Raw genomic sequence first — 14,862 nt, 5'->3', positions numbered from 1 at the left:
AGATCTTTTTGGGAGGTTTAGATGCTCAACACCCGTAAGGGCCTGATGGCCGCGCTTCTGGCGCTGGCACTTGCGCCGGTCACCGCCTTTTCGCATGGCGACGTGACACCACAGCCCGTCAACACCGATGCCCTGCCCGACGTTGGCGAGGAATGGCTCAGCGAGAACCCCTATCGCGCCGCAGCGGCCGGTGATGAGGTGTGGGCCAAGGCCGTCCAGATCGGCGACAGCGGCTTCAATCAGAACTGTGCGCGCTGCCACGGGCTGGGTGCGGTTTCGGGCGGTCTGGCGCCGGACCTGCGCTATCTCGAAGCCGAGGAATATGGCGACGAATGGTTTGTTGAACGCTTCCGCCATGGGATGACCCAGAACGGGACCACCAAGATGCCCGCCTTCGGGGAAATCCTCGGTCAGAAAGCAGCCTGGGCAATCCGCACCTATATCGAGACGCGACCTGACGATGGTGCATTGGAGCCCTACTCGGATGAGCTTCACAAGATCCGCGATCAGCTTGCCGCAGGAGAGGCCGACGTCCCCACCGTGATTGCGACGCTCGAGGATATCTCCGGCAAGGTCGATACCGCTTCCGGAGCACCTGTCGCCGACAGCGCTGCGTCCCGCGCAGCACATGAGCTGGAGAAGGATCCGAGCAAGCAGAAGGAAGCGGCGGATATGCTTTCGATCGGCATATCGGCTGCGGAATGATGAGCGTCATCGCACAGGCCCGCGCGGGGCTTGGCGTGCTGGCATTTCTGGGCGGGATGGTCGGAGCCATTCCCGCCTTTGCCGCATGCGAAGGCGTGGCCCCAGAACAGAAATTGCAGAATACCTCGCCACAGGATATCGGGCGCGATCTCGATAGGATTGCCACGGACGGCTATATCGAATTCGCTGTCTATGACGACTATGCGCCCTGGTCCTTCGAGAACGCCGGAAAAGCCGAAGGGATCGATATCGAGATCGGCAAGATTATCGCGGGAGCTCTGGGCGTCGAGCCGCGCTTCCGGCTCGTCTCCGCAGGTGAAACGCTTGACGCCGATTTGCGCAATTATGTCTACAAGGGCGCCGTCGTAAATGGCCGCGTCTCCGACGTGATGCTGCATGTTCCTTATGATGTGGATTACGCCTGTCGCTTCGATCAGGTCGTTTTCACCGGCATTTACGGCGAGGAACATATCGCCATCGCCTATGACGCCGCGAGCTATCCCGATAAGGGGCCGACCCCGGCGGTCTTCCGTTATGATCCTATCGGTGTCGAGAATGACTCGATTTCCGATTTCTACATGACCGACGTAACCCGTGGACCTTCGGCGGACAAGGTGCATCGCTACCGCAATACCGCGCTCGCGATGAAGGCACTGGCCGATCACGAGGTGATGGCGGTGATGGGCCCGCGTGCCGAGCTGGAAGCCGCGCTTGCGCCCGGCATCGACATCCACGAACCGCCGCTCGGATTGCCGCGCTCGAAATGGGCGATCGGCGTGGCGCTCTCGATGCAGCATCGTCGTCTTGGCTATGCGGTCGATGACGCGATCGCAGCTGCGCTGGAAGACGGGCGGATCGCCAAGGCCTTTGCCGATTACGGCGTGGGATTCACCCCACCGACGCGGTGATCTGCGCGTTCGGGCCGCTTTCGATCTCGCGATCAGAGCGGCCCGTAATTCCCATCGAAATCCACCAGATGGACGGCATCGAGGCCAAGACGGGCCGCGCTACGTGCGATCTCGTCGCGCTCCATGAGCACGAATGCAGTCGAGGCCGCATCTGCGAGCGCCGCGCTCTTTGCCTCGACCGTAACCGTTGACCAGCGCGGGAGCTGCCCTTGGGGCCCCAGGATATGCGAGCCACCCGGCAAAGCGAGCGCTCCCGGCGACGAGGTCGCCATCGCCCGCCCGTCGCGCAGCTGCAGGCGCGCAAGCAATCCAGCGCTTGGATCCAACACCCCAAGATCGAACGGACCGCCGATCGCCGCGAACTCGCCCATGTCGACCAGCACGTCGGAATAGCCCCGCGCAACCAAGAGGTCCCGGACACGGTCAGCCGCATATCCCTGCACGATCCCGTTCAGCGTCAGGGCTTGCCCCGGTCCGAGTCGAATGTCCGCCGCAACTCTTACGGTCTCAAAGCCGATTTTCGCACGCAGCGAAGCGCCGCTATTGCCATTTGCCAAGGCATCCCAAAGCGGCTGCACCGTAGGATCGAACGCGCCCAACGTCGCCAGATGCACCCGTCGCGAGAGCGCGAGAACCTCCGACATCGCAGCAGACGGTCGGCAGCGGCCTGTCGCGTTGAGGCGCGTCAATTCGCTTTCGCGATACAAGGAGAACGTGTTCTCGATCTCTTGAATTTCGTCCCGGATCGCGCGCATGTCCTGCCGGTTCCTGACCCCGCCCCTGAGATCGAGCGCGATCTCGGCACCAAATGCCTGTCCAGTCCAGGTCGCTGCCTGCGCGCGGGCTCCGGCACATAGCGCCGCCGCCGAAATTTGCAGGAAACGGCGCCGTTTCATTCTGCTGCCTCCCTCAGGCCGGGGCCGCGTTTTCCCTTTTTCGCGGCTAGCACGAGAGGCACGCAAAGCTTTGGATCGTCATGAATTTTCACGCAATCGAGGCATTGGAAACACTCTGAATACCGTATCTGGCCGGTCTTCGCGATTGCCCCGTAATTGCATCGCACCTTGCACAGCTGACACGGCGAGCCGCAGTCGGCCCGACGCGGGATCCAGCTTCGCAGTCGTAAGAGGCCGCCGAGCCGCATCGCGGCCCCCAAGGGGCAGACGGAGCGGCAAAACCCCTTGAACCAGACCATCGAGACCGCGATCCACCCCGCCGCCCAGAGCACATAGGGCCAGGGTCTGGCGAAATGGGTGGTGATAGCAGTCTTGAAAGGTTCGACCTCGACGGCTTTCTCGATGTGATCGGGCGTGACAAGTGCAATGCCGGTCAGCACAGCCAACGCCACCGGCCCGGTCCAAAGGAGCGCTTGGGCAAGTGACCGTGGCGGCTCCCATTTCGGCAAGTTCAGGACGCGTCCGATGTGATGCGCGAATTCCTGAATTGCCCCGTAAGGGCAAAGCCAGCCGCAGAAAAATCCGCGCCCCCACAGGAGGAAACCGAGGATCGCCGCCGCCCAGATCAGAAGCGAGAACGGGTCATAGAGGAGCACCTCGAGCGAGCCGTTCCCGGTGAGCGCCCGGATTACCGCGATGGGCGTCACGATAGAGAGTTGCCCCTGCCCCCAATAACCGACGAAGCCGATCGTGATCGCGAGAATCGCAAGCCGCACCGGGGTAAAAAGCCTGAGCGCCGCAAGCCGCGATTGCAGCAGCAGCGCCCCAAACAGCAGCACGAGGAACCCGCTGAGAACCCACAAATCCGTTGCCCGATTGCGAAGCGCCTCACGCCATGGCGGCAAGGCCTCCGGCACTTGCGGGAAAACGAAGAACCGCTCGGGTGTCTTCATCGTGAGACTGAATTTCGCCTCTCCCGCTTCGGGCTGAAACATCCCATGCAGACGAACCGCCTGCGCGGTCAGCTCCCAATCGCGGGAGGGATCGAAACCGAGACGGCGATCCAGCCGGACCACCATCTTCGTCGCGTCCTCAAGCGTCGCCGGGGCATCTTTGGCCAGTTGCGCCAGAATGTCCGCATCGCGCAGCGCCAGCGGCAATCCATCTTGCTGCGCAGATATCCGATCCGGTGCCGTGTTCCGGACGAAGTCTTCGCTCACCAGCCCCTGTCGGCCGGCCTCGATGAGCAGATAGAGCTCGTCATCCGGCGCACGAGACAGGAAGCGTCGCGTTTCGGCATAGGTCTCGGGAGAAAGCGCAGCTTTTGCAATCGAGCCCGGGCCGAGGTCGATAGCATAGAGATCGAGATAAAGCCCGTTCGGGTCGCTATCGACCGTCGCATCATCGGCGGCCCATTTCGTATTGTCGAACGCCGCGTCTTCCTCTGCGTTCGTGACGCGGAGCCGCCCTACCAGTCCCGCCTCGATAAGGCCTTGCCAGTCAAGCTGCTCGCGATGGTCTGGATCAGGCTTCGGCGGCGGACCGGATTGGATTCCCTTCATCTTCTCACGCGCCACCGCGAGCGTCGCCGCCAAGATTGATTCATGCGCGATCCGCACGCTCGCGGTCGCCTTGGTCACACCATCGAGATAAACGAGATCTGAGCCCGACCCGGCACCGCCATAAGGCGTGCCGACGACGATCGGCTCGTTGATGGAGTGGCCGCGATACTGTTCGAGAAATTCCCGAAATGGCGCTTCTCCCAGCCCAGACACGAAAACCGGTTCGTGTTGACTGATCAGTTTCACGTCTATGAAGCGCCCTTCCAGATCGAGCATGACCAGCATGTTGATCGGTTTGCCGGAAAAACCCGGCAACGGCGCCAATTCGCCGGTCTCAAAGACATAACCCGCCTCGCCGCCCCCGGAATTGCGGAGCTGCCAGACGCCCTTTTCATTGATTTCATCGCCCACCGCATAAGGCGCAACGACGATATCGGCCACCTGCTCGCGCGACAGGCTCGCCGCGAAAGCGGGCAACGCCAGAAAGAACCATAGGATGAGCGCGCGCAACATGCGGCGAGTCTAACGATCAGATGGCGCGGCGATATTCGACCTTCGTAGCGAGACGATGAGGTTCCGGTTGCGCTCGGCGCGGCAAGCTTTGCACGCTTGGCATGGAATGCTGTCGCCCGTCGGCTTCGAGCGACAGCGGGAACTGAGACACGAAGGCGTCTAAGAAAGGCGGGGCTATTCACTTTCGAGAGAGTGCAGGTTTGTGGACGGGTCGACGCGGCCCGGGGATTGGAGCGCGCCAGATCGGCGGGTGGGTTTGCGAAATCTTTCATGGGACCCAGTGTCCCTCGCCAACCTGAAAATTCCGGTCAGAAAATTTCAGGAAAATTCCTGGCTCCGCATCGGAGAGCGTTTGGAGTGGCTGACCTACTAGGGATAACTTTCCCGGAGAGGCGAATTTCACACTGCTCTCTTTGGGAAACGAAAGGCCACGCCCTGTCCGAGCGCTGGCCGCTCTCCGGTCTCACGCAGCTCCTCCGGATGCGCCTGCGCGCGGAGCGCGCGCAGGGCTTCAGATGAGGTCGGCTTTGATCGGTCAGCCGCCGAAGCGCGGCTCCGGCACGCCTTTCACGCCGAGACCGCGGATCGCGAAAAGGCTGCCGCGCTGAACACCGTCGTCGGGGAAACGCGGCAGCGGAGGCTTCGCCATCGACGTGACGTAGAGCACATCGAGATCGGGGCCGCCGAACTGGACGCTCGTGACCTTCTTCACTGGCATCGGGATTTCCATGTCGAGCGTGCCGTCCGGTGCGAAGCGGCAGATCCGCCCGTCATAGACCAGCGCCATCCAGTAATAGCCCTCCGCATCGACCGTCGCCCCGTCCGCGGCGCCGCCGTTCGAGGTGTCGGCCTTCGCGAAGGTGCGACGGTTCGAAATGCCGCCGGTCTCGATATCATAGTCATAAGCCCACATCTCACCGGTCCAGGTATCCGTGAAGTAGAAGGTCTTGTCGTCCGGCGAGAAGCAAGGCCCGTTCGAGCAGATGATCCCCTCCTCGAGCTTGGTAACGCTCAGGTCGGGATCGACGCGGTAGAGTGCGCCCAGCGGCCCCTCTTCCTGCATATCCATCGAACCGGCGAAAAACCGACCGCGCCGATCGCATTTGCCGTCGTTGATACGGGTCGTTGCGAGGTTGGCTTCCGGGTCGTGCAGCAATTCGCAATCGCCACTGTCGAAATCCAGCAACCAGAACCCCTTGTCGAGCGAGACGATGGCTCCTTTGCCGTCCTTGCGCACCGCCATCGAACCGATCTTGCCCGGCACATCCCAGGCGCGCAGTTCCGTGCCGTCCGCAGTGCAGCGAAACACACGTCCATCCATCGAGTCGATGAAATAGAGCCGCTGGCTTTCGACGTCCCAGACCGGGCCCTCACCCAGTGTCGTCTTCACGTCGAGCAGAATATCGATCTGCATGTTGGTCTCCTCCCTTGGTATCCGGTTCAGAAGTTCACGGCGTCGCCGCCCTTGAGCGCAAGCATCTCGCGCGCCTCGTCCGGCGTCGCGAGCTCGAGGCCCAGACCCTCGACGAGGGCGCGCGCCTTGGCGACCTGTTGGGCGTTGCTTTCTGCAAGCTTGCCGCGCGAGATCCAGATGCTGTCCTCGAGACCGACGCGGATATTGCCCCCCATGCTCAGTGCCTGTGTCGCGATGCGGAACTGGTCCTTGCCGGCCCCCAGAACCGACCAGCGGAAATCCTTTCCGAAGAGACGGTCTGCCGTGCGCTTCATGTGCATGACATCCTCGGGATGGGTGCCGATCCCCCCCAGCAGGCCAAAAACGGACTGAACGAAGAACGGCGGCTTCACGAGGCCACGATCCGCGAAATGCGCGAGGTTGTAGAGATGCGAGATATCGTAGCACTCGAACTCGAACCGGGTGCCGTTGTCGTAGCAGGTCTCCAGCACGTATTCGATGTCCTTGAACGAATTGCGGAAGACGAGGTCACGCGACCCCTCGAGATGCTCACGCTCCCATTCGTGCTTGAACTCCTTGTATTTCGCGAGAAGCGGGAAGAAGCCGAAATTCATCGACCCCATGTTGAGCGAGGCGACCTCGGGCGCCCATTGCGCCGCGGGCTTCGTGCGTTCGTCCACCGTCATGTAGGGCGAACCGCCGGTGGTGATATTCACCACCGCATTCGTCGCCTGCTTGATCCGGCCCAGGAACGGCGCGAAGGCCTCGGCCGACTGGTCGGGCTTTCCAGTTTTCGGGTCACGGGCATGCAGGTGCAAGATTGCGGCCCCCGCCTCGGCCGCCCCGATCGCGGCTTCGGCGATCTCATCGGGCGTGATGGGCAGGTGGTCCGACATCGTCGGCGTATGAATGGCGCCGGTCACGGCGCAGGTGAGGATGACCTTGTCTGGCATTCTATCAATCTCCGATTTCGTCTGTTGCGCGGCGCTTGTGAGCGGCGAGCGCCATGAGGCGCCGGTCTCGCCACGCCTGCCGCTGAGCAAGCTCGTCTGCGGGAAGCGCCGCACGGCGCTCCGCCTCGATCCGGTCCAGCACGGGGCCGCGCCAGTCCGCCGCGGGTTGCCCCGCCATGCCGTCGTAAATGCCGCCATAGCGCGTCACGTATTGCCGCACGCCCTCGGGCGCGTTGAGGTCGATGGTCTCGAACGGGCCGATGAAGGACCAGCGAAGCGCAAGCCCTTCGCGCAACCCGATATCGACGTCTTCAGTGCTGGCATATCCATCGGCCACAAGCCGGAACGCCTCATGCAGAAGGGCGCCCTGAAGGCGGTTCATCACGAAGCCGTCGATTTCCTTCTGCATGACGATCGGGCGCATGCCGGCGTCGCGCAGAAGATCCGCTGTGCGCTCAAGAAGCGCGGGATCGGTCCAGGGCGCGGGCACCAACTCTGCGGCGGGCACGAGATAGGCAGGATTGATCGGATGATTGACCACGACCCTGTGACGCCCCGCGAGCCCCTCGGAAATGGCCGAAGGCAGCAGAGCCGACGACGAGGAGGCGAGCACGGTATCGGGCCCGGCAATCGCGTCGAGACGTGCGAAAATTTCGCGCTTCACTCCGATTTCCTCGAAAGTGCTCTCCTGCACGTGCCGCGCGCCCTCGAGCGCCTCTTCGAGCGTGGCAACCGGCTCGATGCGCGCGAGGGCTTCCTCGGCGGTGCCAGGGATGAGGCCCAGGCGCTCCAGTTCCGGCAGCATCTCGGCGGCGAAGTCACGCGCGGCCTGGGGCGCGGCGGGAACCTCGTCCCACAACCGCACCGGATGACCGGCACGGGCGAACACGATGGCCCAAGCGCGCCCGATAAGCCCCGAACCGACGCAGGCGACAGGGTCTTTCATCACAAGGTCTCCACATTGCCATCGACGGGGAAGCTCTGCCCCGACAGGTTGCGCCCGGTCTCGGCGATCAGGAAGGCGGCCATGTCCGCCACGTCCTCGGGCGGGGTCATCCGGCGCAGCGAGACGTTCGACAGATACCGCTCGGTCATCTCTTCATGGCTGATCCCGGTCTGCTTCGCGCGGGCTGCGATCACGCCTTCGATCCGCGGCCCTTCGATAATGCCGGGCAGGATCGCATTGGCACGGATATTCTCGGGGCCCAGTTCCTTGGCCAGGCTCTGGGTGAACCCGATCACCCCCCATTTCGCCGAAGCGTAGGGCGTCCGGAACGCATAGCCGAACTTGCCCGCCGAGGAGGAGATATTGACGATCGCTCCGCCCTCCGCCGCGCGCAGCATCGGCACCGCTTTCCGGGTGCATAGAAACTGCCCGGTGAGGCCGATATCGAGGCAGCGCCGCCAATCCTCAGGCGAGATTTCGTCGACCGAGCCGGTGGGCCCCGCAATGCCGGCATTGTTGACCAGCGCATCGAGCCCGCCCAGAGTCTTGCCGATCGCTTCGAAGAAAGATGCCACCGCAGCTTCATCCGAGACGTCTGCGCGCAGGGCCACTTCGGCGCCCAGCTCCTGCGCGGCCCGTTCAAGCGCGGCTTCATCGATATCGCAGATAGCCAGCCGCGCGCCTTGCCGAGCCAGCTCCCGCGCGATGCACAGACCGATGCCGGAAGCGCCCGCCGTGACCGCAACGCGTTTGCCCTCGAGGCCGGGCAATTTCATCCTGGATGTATCACTCATCGAAATCTCCTTGGTTATTTGCGCAATGCGATCACGGCCATCAGGATGACGAGCCCGAAGAACACTGAGCGGAATGCGAAGGGCAACGCGGTGCCGGCAAGCAGGGTCTGCATCGCGGTCAGCAGCAGTGCGCCGCCCAGCATGCCCGCGTAATGCCCGCGCCCACCGGTGATCAGCGCCCCACCCACGACGACGACCGCGATCGAGGGCAGAAGGTAGTCATCCCCCATCCCGAGGCTCGCCTGTCCGGAAAAGCCCGCCAGCAGAACGCCGACCAGCGCCGCGCAGAGCGCCGAGAGGATGTAGACAGAGATGATGACCCGTCCTGTGCGCACCCCCGAGAGGCGCGCAGCAAGTTCGCTGTTGCCGACCGCATAGACCCGGCGCCCGAACGCGGTGCGTCCCAAGAGGATGATCGCGAGAGCGACGAAGGCGGCCATGAAGATGATCACCGGAGTCACCCCCATCAGCTTGCCGGTCATCAACCAACGCAACGAGGGCGGGGCGAACCCCGCCGGCGTGCCGCCCGACCAGATCAATGCCGCGCCCTGAAGAATGCCGTTCATCGCGAGCGTCACGACGATCGGCGACAGGCCCAGCGCCACGACGCCCAGCCCGTTCGCGAGCCCGATCAGCGCAGCCACCGCGAAGACGACCGGCAGCGCGGTGAGCAACCCCATGTCTTGCCCGCCAACGAGCCCGGTCAGCATCACGCCCGACAGCGCGATGCTCCAGGGCAGCGACAGGTCCAGCCCCCCGGTCAGGATCACCGCGCCCTGCCCCAAAGCGAGGATCGCGAGGAAGCTCGAGAGCACGAGGAGCGAGTCCCAGTAGCGCCAGCCGCTGAAGACATTGCCCAGCACCAGCTGCGTCGCGATCAGGACCACCACGAGGCAGATCCAGGCCGGCAGAACGTGGCGCAGCGTATGGCCGTGACGTTGCAGGAAGCTTTGCGCGGGGGCGGTCTCTGCCGGTCGGGTGAAAGCAAGCCTGTGATCCTCGCCCGAGCGCTGGCCTACGAGCCATCCGCGCCGCCGGGCGCCGATCGCATCGGTGACTTCGCGCAGGCGTTGCGAGAGCGTGCTGTCACGGCGCAATGAGCCCGCAAGCACCGCGATCAGGAGCACTGCGCTTTCCGCGATGGTCGAATAGTAAGCCGAGACGTTGAGCGACAGCAGAAGGTTCACCACGATCATCAGGATATAGGCCCCGAGGATCGTGCCCAGCACGCCGCCTTTGCCACCGCCAAGACGGGTGCCGCCGATCACCACAGCCGCGAAGGTCGGCAGCAGCAGCGAGTTCCCCACCAGCGGGTCGCCGCTGCCGGTCTGGGCGCTCACGAAAACCCCCGCAAGCCCGTAAAGCCCACCTGCGAGCACGTAGGTCGCGAAGGTAACGGTGCGCGCGTGAAGCCCCGTCGCGCGAGCAGCCTCGGCATCGCTGCCTACTGCATAAAGCGTGATCCCGTAGCCCGTGCGCTTGAGCCAGAGCCACAGCGCCACCAGCACGAGCATCAGCGTGATCGGTGCGGGGAGAAGACCAGGGATCGTGTCACCAAGATAGACAGATGCGAGCGAAGGCGCGACGAAGCCGCCCGGCATCGCCATCACAATGAGCGTCAGCCCCTGCACGATGAACATCACCGCCAAGGTGACCACGATGGGCTGCAGGCGCACCACGGCCACGAAAAAGCCGTTCACCGCGCCCACGGCCATGCCGATACCGATCCCGATCGCGGTCCAGAGCGGCACGGAGGCCTGAATGTTCGCCGGATCCATCGAGGTCGCAAGCACCGCGTTGACCAGCGAGACCACCGCCCCTGCCGACAGGTCGAACCCGCCCGACAGGATAACCAGTGTTTGCCCTGCAGCCGCGATCGCGGAGGTCGCCCCGCCGCTTGCGAGAAATGAGATGTCGAAATAGCTCAGCGGATAGGGGCTCAGCCCCGCGTTCAACGCCATGAGGCCCGCCAGCACCAGCGCCGCGACGATCACGGCCTGTCCGTGACGCAGGCTGCGTAGCCAGTTGGAGGACTTGCGCCGCGGCGCGGCCCCGGATGATAGGCTTTGGTCACTCATGCCCGGACCTCCTGTTTCGGATGTGTCGTGTCTCCCTTCAGCGGTGCGTTCCCGCCGAGCGTGGCCTGCATGATCGCGTTCTCGCTCAATTCTTCACCCTCGAGCCAACACGACAGCCGACCCTCGTAGAGCACGCCGACACGGTCGCACAGATACACGAGCTCAGGGATTTCGGTCGAATGGAGCAGGACCGATCCGCCTGCATCCGTATAGGCGCGCAGCAGCGCATAGATCTGCTCTTTCGTCCCGACATCGATGCCGCGCGTCGGATCGAAGAGGAGCAGAATCCGACTTTGCGCCACGAGCCACTTGGCCAGCACGATCTTCTGTTGATTGCCGCCCGAGAACGCACCCGCGGGCAGGTAATGCGCGCGCTCGTCCACCTCGACGGCGGCGAAAGCCCCCGCAGCGGCACGCGCCTCCGCCCCGTCATCGAGGACCGGCCCCCGGTGGAACCGCGAGAGCACGGGCAGGCTGGCATTCTGCCGCCCGCTGAGTTCCAGGAACAAACCTTGCGTCTTGCGTTCCTCGGGCACGAGCCCGATCGCGACCGACGGATGCAGCGCGTCGGCCGGGGCGCGCAGATGGAGGGGCGTCCCGTCCAGCTCGATATGGCCTGCGCGCAACCGCTCCTGTCCGAAAAGGGCGGAGAACAGCGCCTCCTGCCCCATGCCTTGCAGCCCGGCAATCCCGAGGATTTCTCCTTTATGTAGAGAAATTTCGGCCTGGCGCAGCTTCGGCCCCGCCGACAGCGCGCGAGTGGCGAGAACCGGAACCTGCCCCGCGATCTCCTTCGGGGCGCGGCGCGGCGGGAAGGCATTCTCGACCGAGCGGCCCACGATCATCTCGACCACTTCGGCATCGCTGACATCCGCGACCTTCGCCGAGGTCACCGACCGTCCGTTGCGCAAGATGGTGAGCGTGTCGCAGAAGGCGCGGACCTCGGGCAAGCGGTGCGAGATGAACAGCACGGTAATTCCCTGCGCGGCCGCGTCCGCGATGATCCGGCCGAGCCAGTCGACATCGCTACCAGAGAGAGCCGATGTCGGCTCGTCGAGCAAAAGGATTTCGGGCTGGCGATAGAGAGCGCGGGCGATCTCGATCTTCTGGCGCACAGCCAGGGTCAGCTCCTCAGCCAACGCATCGAGATCGACTTCGAGGCCCAGCGCTTCGAAATGTGCGATCACCTCGCGCCGCGCACGGCTGCGGTCCAGCGTGCCGATGATCGTCCGGCGCGACCGGCCCAGCAGCATGTTGTCGAGCACGCTCAGGTCCGGCACCAGCGTCAGCTCCTGAAAGGCGGTCTGGATCCCCGCGGCATGGGCATCGCGCGCATTGCGCAAACTAACGTCGCGGCCGCCTATTCGGATCGTGCCAGAATCTGGCCGCACGAGCCCCGAGAGCAGTTTCATGGTGGTCGACTTGCCGGCGCCGTTTTCGCCGAGCAGGGCGTGGACGCGGCCGCGAGCGACGGAGAAGCTGACCTTGTCATTGGCGACGGTGGGACCGTAGGCCTTCGATAAGTCGTGAACTTCCACCGCAGGCGCTGAATCGGCGATGCGTGACATGCAATTCTCCGGAATGCGTATGTATGGTGCGGTCTGCGCCCGGCGGCGGAAGCCCCCGCCGCCGGGCGTGTGACCTCAGTTCTCGGGCTGGCCGACGAGCGCGGCGTTCAAGCCAAGCTGCGGCAGATCTTCCGAGAAGATCGAGGCGAACCAGCCGGGGTTCGACACCATCGAGGGCTGGAACACGTTGCACCCCGCCTTCTGCTCATCCCAGCTGCCCGTCTCGCAAAGCTGCACGGTGTCGTTGGTGACCAGGGGCAGCGGCAAGGTGGTATGCTTCGGGATATCCTGCCCTTCGAGTTTATCGACCGCGAGCTTCAGGGCCAGCGCGCCGGAATAGGGCGGCGAGGCGTAGGAAATCCGGGGCGCGCCCATCGGCGCATAGGGCTTGCTCGCCCCTTCGACCGCTGTATCTGCCGGAAGCATCTGGATGCGACCGCCATTCGATCCCTCACCTGCACAGGGCAGCAGTTCGGAAGGATCGCGTCCCGCTTCGAGTTGCATGGAATCCGCCGTGTAGCAGCCAACCTGCATCCAGAGCCCGTTAATATCGGACCAGTCGCGGGTGGCCATCAGCTTGTTGAGTTCAGTCCGGGCCACCGCCTGGCTCCACATGCCCACGGCCTCGCCGACGATATTGATGCCGTCATGCTGGGCGAAGACTTCTTTGGCCGCCTTGGTCCGGGCGGTATCCACGGACGTGCCGGGCACACCTGTCACCATCACGACATCGCCCTTGCCGCCCATCTTGTCGACCAGCCATTCCGCCGTCTTTCGACCGGCCTCCTCTTGGTCGATCGTCACGTTATAGGCGCAGGGCTCCGTGATCTCGGCATCATAGGCGATGACCGTCACACCACGCGAGCAGGCGCTCTTGACCACGCTGTTCAGCGCGGTGGGCGAGATCGGGTAGACGACGATCGCGTCCGCACCGGCCTGCACCATCGCGTTAATCTGCTGAATCTGGCGCTGGGCGTTCGGCCCGGCGACCTGGACCTCGAGATCCACCTTGTCGGCATAGTCCTTTGAGGCCGCGAGCGCCTTGACCATGTTCGAGGCCTCGGCCTGCCAATCGTTCCCGATATAGCTCATCGAAAGATAGACTTTGTAAGGCCCGTCGCTCTGCGCCTGGGCGGCTCCAGCCACGAGACCAAGGGCGCAGGCGGCGCCCGCGATATAGCGTTTGATCATTTCTTCCTCCCATGTCCGGCGACTCTCCCCGGTCGCCTCACGGGCTTCACGATCCGATATCTTTGATCAAAAGTCAAAACGTGTTTTATTCTTTTTCGAGCCGGCGTAGTTTAAGCCGTGAAATGAAAGGTCTGACCATGTTCGAAAGCGTCACGCCGCTGAAGCGCGAAACCCTGCAGACGCTGGTGCATCAGCGGCTTTGCGATCTGATTCTGCAGGGCGAGATCGCACCCGGCGAGTCGATCACTGTCGCCAGCATCGCCAAGGCGCTCGACGTAAGCCCAATGCCGGTGCGCGAAGCAATTTCCCGGCTTATGGCCCTCGGGGCGCTGACCATCGTGTCGGGACGATCCATTGGGGTGCCGCGGCTTGGGGCAGAGGAACTCGCCGACCTGCGCAAAGTCCGCTCGGAGATCGAGACCACCGCGGTGGCCTGGGCGGTCGAGCACCGCGACCCCGAGTTCATCGCACAGCTGGAAAAAGTCCTCTGCGCGATGGAAGCTGCGGAAGCCGCGGGCCAGGTGCGCGAATTCATTCACGCGAATTACGACTTCCACTTCACCATTTATCGACAAGCAGGTTCCCCGCTGCTCCTTGAGATCATCGGCAATATCTGGCTGCGGATAAATCCGCAGTTCCACCTGCTGCAACGTCATGGCCACTACCGCGTTTCCAACAAGCAGCACCGCAGGCTGTTCGAAGCGATCCGTGACGGCGACAGTGCGGCGGCCATCGCAGCCCTGCGCGAGGATATCGACAGCGCCTACGAGGTCATCCTCGCCAGCCTCAAGGAGAGCGAAGCCGAGCGCGGGTGAACGGGTTGGCCGGCGATGCTGGAGAGAGCCAGCAAAGCCGACCTGGAAAAACTACCTATATGACAGACTATGGGTAGCTTTCTCGAACGGTTGGGTTGCGAGCCAGGGCGGCAGCGCCGCAAAGGGTCGCATGGAAACGCGCGTCTTTATCGCGTCCGCACCGTGGTTATGGTCTCACCCTCAGCCACTTTCACCGAGACTGAGACCTCACCACCAGAACCGGACTGTCTCGGCGCGTGCTCTCGCTGGGACGAATATCGTTGGGCGCCTATCGTAACGGGCCGTCACGCGCCGCCAGCCTTTAGACCACCGAACACTCGGACAGGCAGACGTCCACCGGCCTCCTTTCCGCTTCGGTCTTTTCGTCCGCATTCCCTTATTGCGTTGATGAAAAAACTTGCGACTGACGCATCGCGGGCCGACTCACGCGTTTGTGATTGAATCTATGCGTATAGATATGATCAACATGAGAAATACAAAAAATCACGACAGGGAAAGACCATGATCACAAGACGCAAG

Annotated in this window: 12 protein-coding genes; 3 read left to right on the top strand and 9 right to left on the bottom strand. The window is 63.5% G+C overall.

The window, feature by feature from the left end; all coding sequences use genetic code 11:
- Positions 1-21: 21 nt before the first annotated feature.
- Both pedF and BMI88_RS01695 read left to right on the top strand, forming a co-directional pair.
- On the top strand, positions 22-705 hold the full coding sequence (gene pedF / locus BMI88_RS01700) for a cytochrome c-550 PedF (protein WP_078545479.1): 684 nt from the start codon (positions 22-24) through the stop codon (positions 703-705).
- Entirely contained in the window at positions 705-1,613 is a 909-nt protein-coding gene (locus BMI88_RS01695; protein WP_093476946.1) for a transporter substrate-binding domain-containing protein, read from the top strand. The genes pedF and BMI88_RS01695 overlap by 1 nt, the downstream gene beginning before the upstream one ends.
- 32 nt (positions 1,614-1,645) lie before the next feature.
- On the opposite strand, the gene BMI88_RS01690 is transcribed toward BMI88_RS01695, so the two are convergent.
- The 9 genes from BMI88_RS01690 to BMI88_RS01650 form a co-directional block, all read right to left on the bottom strand.
- A complete protein-coding gene (locus BMI88_RS01690; protein ID WP_078545477.1) occupies positions 1,646-2,509 on the bottom strand; it encodes an FAD:protein FMN transferase in 864 nt (287 codons plus the stop codon).
- Positions 2,506-4,584 carry a 4Fe-4S binding protein gene (locus BMI88_RS01685; protein ID WP_078545475.1) on the bottom strand — a complete coding sequence of 693 codons (2,079 nt, stop codon included), beginning with the start codon at positions 4,582-4,584 and terminating at the stop codon, positions 2,506-2,508. Before BMI88_RS01685 ends, BMI88_RS01690 begins: the two co-directional genes overlap by 4 nt.
- A 535-nt stretch (positions 4,585-5,119) precedes the next feature.
- Positions 5,120-5,998, bottom strand: a complete 879-nt coding sequence (locus BMI88_RS01680) for an SMP-30/gluconolactonase/LRE family protein (protein WP_078540081.1) — start codon at positions 5,996-5,998, stop codon at positions 5,120-5,122.
- 26 nt (positions 5,999-6,024) lie between these two features.
- On the bottom strand, positions 6,025-6,951 hold the full coding sequence (locus BMI88_RS01675) for a 3-keto-5-aminohexanoate cleavage protein (RefSeq protein ID WP_078545473.1): 927 nt from the start codon (positions 6,949-6,951) through the stop codon (positions 6,025-6,027).
- A gap of 4 nt (positions 6,952-6,955) precedes the next feature.
- Positions 6,956-7,897, bottom strand: a complete 942-nt coding sequence (locus BMI88_RS01670) for a 3-hydroxyacyl-CoA dehydrogenase (RefSeq protein ID WP_078545471.1) — start codon at positions 7,895-7,897, stop codon at positions 6,956-6,958.
- Positions 7,897-8,691 (bottom strand): SDR family oxidoreductase, encoded by a 795-nt coding sequence (locus BMI88_RS01665; RefSeq protein WP_078545469.1) that lies wholly within the window; start codon positions 8,689-8,691, stop codon positions 7,897-7,899. The genes BMI88_RS01670 and BMI88_RS01665 overlap by 1 nt, the downstream gene beginning before the upstream one ends.
- A 14-nt stretch (positions 8,692-8,705) precedes the next feature.
- Entirely contained in the window at positions 8,706-10,769 is a 2,064-nt protein-coding gene (locus BMI88_RS01660) for an ABC transporter permease (protein WP_078545467.1), read from the bottom strand.
- Entirely contained in the window at positions 10,766-12,337 is a 1,572-nt protein-coding gene (locus tag BMI88_RS01655; protein WP_078545464.1) for a sugar ABC transporter ATP-binding protein, read from the bottom strand. Before BMI88_RS01655 ends, BMI88_RS01660 begins: the two co-directional genes overlap by 4 nt.
- Positions 12,338-12,412: 75 nt before the next feature.
- On the bottom strand, positions 12,413-13,528 hold the full coding sequence (locus tag BMI88_RS01650; protein WP_078545462.1) for a sugar ABC transporter substrate-binding protein: 1,116 nt from the start codon (positions 13,526-13,528) through the stop codon (positions 12,413-12,415).
- Positions 13,529-13,590: 62 nt separating this feature from the next.
- On the opposite strand from BMI88_RS01650, the gene BMI88_RS01645 reads away from it, so the two are divergent.
- The gene (locus BMI88_RS01645) at positions 13,591-14,343 is read left to right on the top strand and encodes a GntR family transcriptional regulator (RefSeq protein ID WP_246831800.1); all 753 of its coding nucleotides are present in this window, start codon (positions 13,591-13,593) and stop codon (positions 14,341-14,343) included.
- Positions 14,344-14,862: the final 519 nt, after the last annotated feature.

Origin of the sequence: Thioclava sp. F36-6 (assembly GCF_002020305.1) — a bacterium.
Classification (GTDB): Bacteria; Pseudomonadota; Alphaproteobacteria; order Rhodobacterales; family Rhodobacteraceae; genus Thioclava; species Thioclava sediminum.
This window is presented reverse-complemented; position numbering and strand designations above follow the sequence as displayed.

Excerpts from the sequence above, each read along its gene's own strand:
- pedF (WP_078545479.1), top strand. The coding sequence starts at position 22 with ATGCTCAACACCCGTAAGGGCCTGATGGCCGCGCTTCTGGCGCTGGCA.
- BMI88_RS01695 (WP_093476946.1), top strand. The coding sequence starts at position 705 with ATGAGCGTCATCGCACAGGCCCGCGCGGGGCTTGGCGTGCTGGCATTT.
- BMI88_RS01690 (WP_078545477.1), bottom strand. The coding sequence starts at position 2,509 with ATGAAACGGCGCCGTTTCCTGCAAATTTCGGCGGCGGCGCTATGTGCC.
- BMI88_RS01685 (WP_078545475.1), bottom strand. The coding sequence starts at position 4,584 with ATGTTGCGCGCGCTCATCCTATGGTTCTTTCTGGCGTTGCCCGCTTTC.
- BMI88_RS01680 (WP_078540081.1), bottom strand. The coding sequence starts at position 5,998 with ATGCAGATCGATATTCTGCTCGACGTGAAGACGACACTGGGTGAGGGC.
- BMI88_RS01675 (WP_078545473.1), bottom strand. The coding sequence starts at position 6,951 with ATGCCAGACAAGGTCATCCTCACCTGCGCCGTGACCGGCGCCATTCAT.
- BMI88_RS01670 (WP_078545471.1), bottom strand. The coding sequence starts at position 7,897 with ATGAAAGACCCTGTCGCCTGCGTCGGTTCGGGGCTTATCGGGCGCGCT.
- BMI88_RS01665 (WP_078545469.1), bottom strand. The coding sequence starts at position 8,691 with ATGAGTGATACATCCAGGATGAAATTGCCCGGCCTCGAGGGCAAACGC.
- BMI88_RS01660 (WP_078545467.1), bottom strand. The coding sequence starts at position 10,769 with ATGAGTGACCAAAGCCTATCATCCGGGGCCGCGCCGCGGCGCAAGTCC.
- BMI88_RS01655 (WP_078545464.1), bottom strand. The coding sequence starts at position 12,337 with ATGTCACGCATCGCCGATTCAGCGCCTGCGGTGGAAGTTCACGACTTA.
- BMI88_RS01650 (WP_078545462.1), bottom strand. The coding sequence starts at position 13,528 with ATGATCAAACGCTATATCGCGGGCGCCGCCTGCGCCCTTGGTCTCGTG.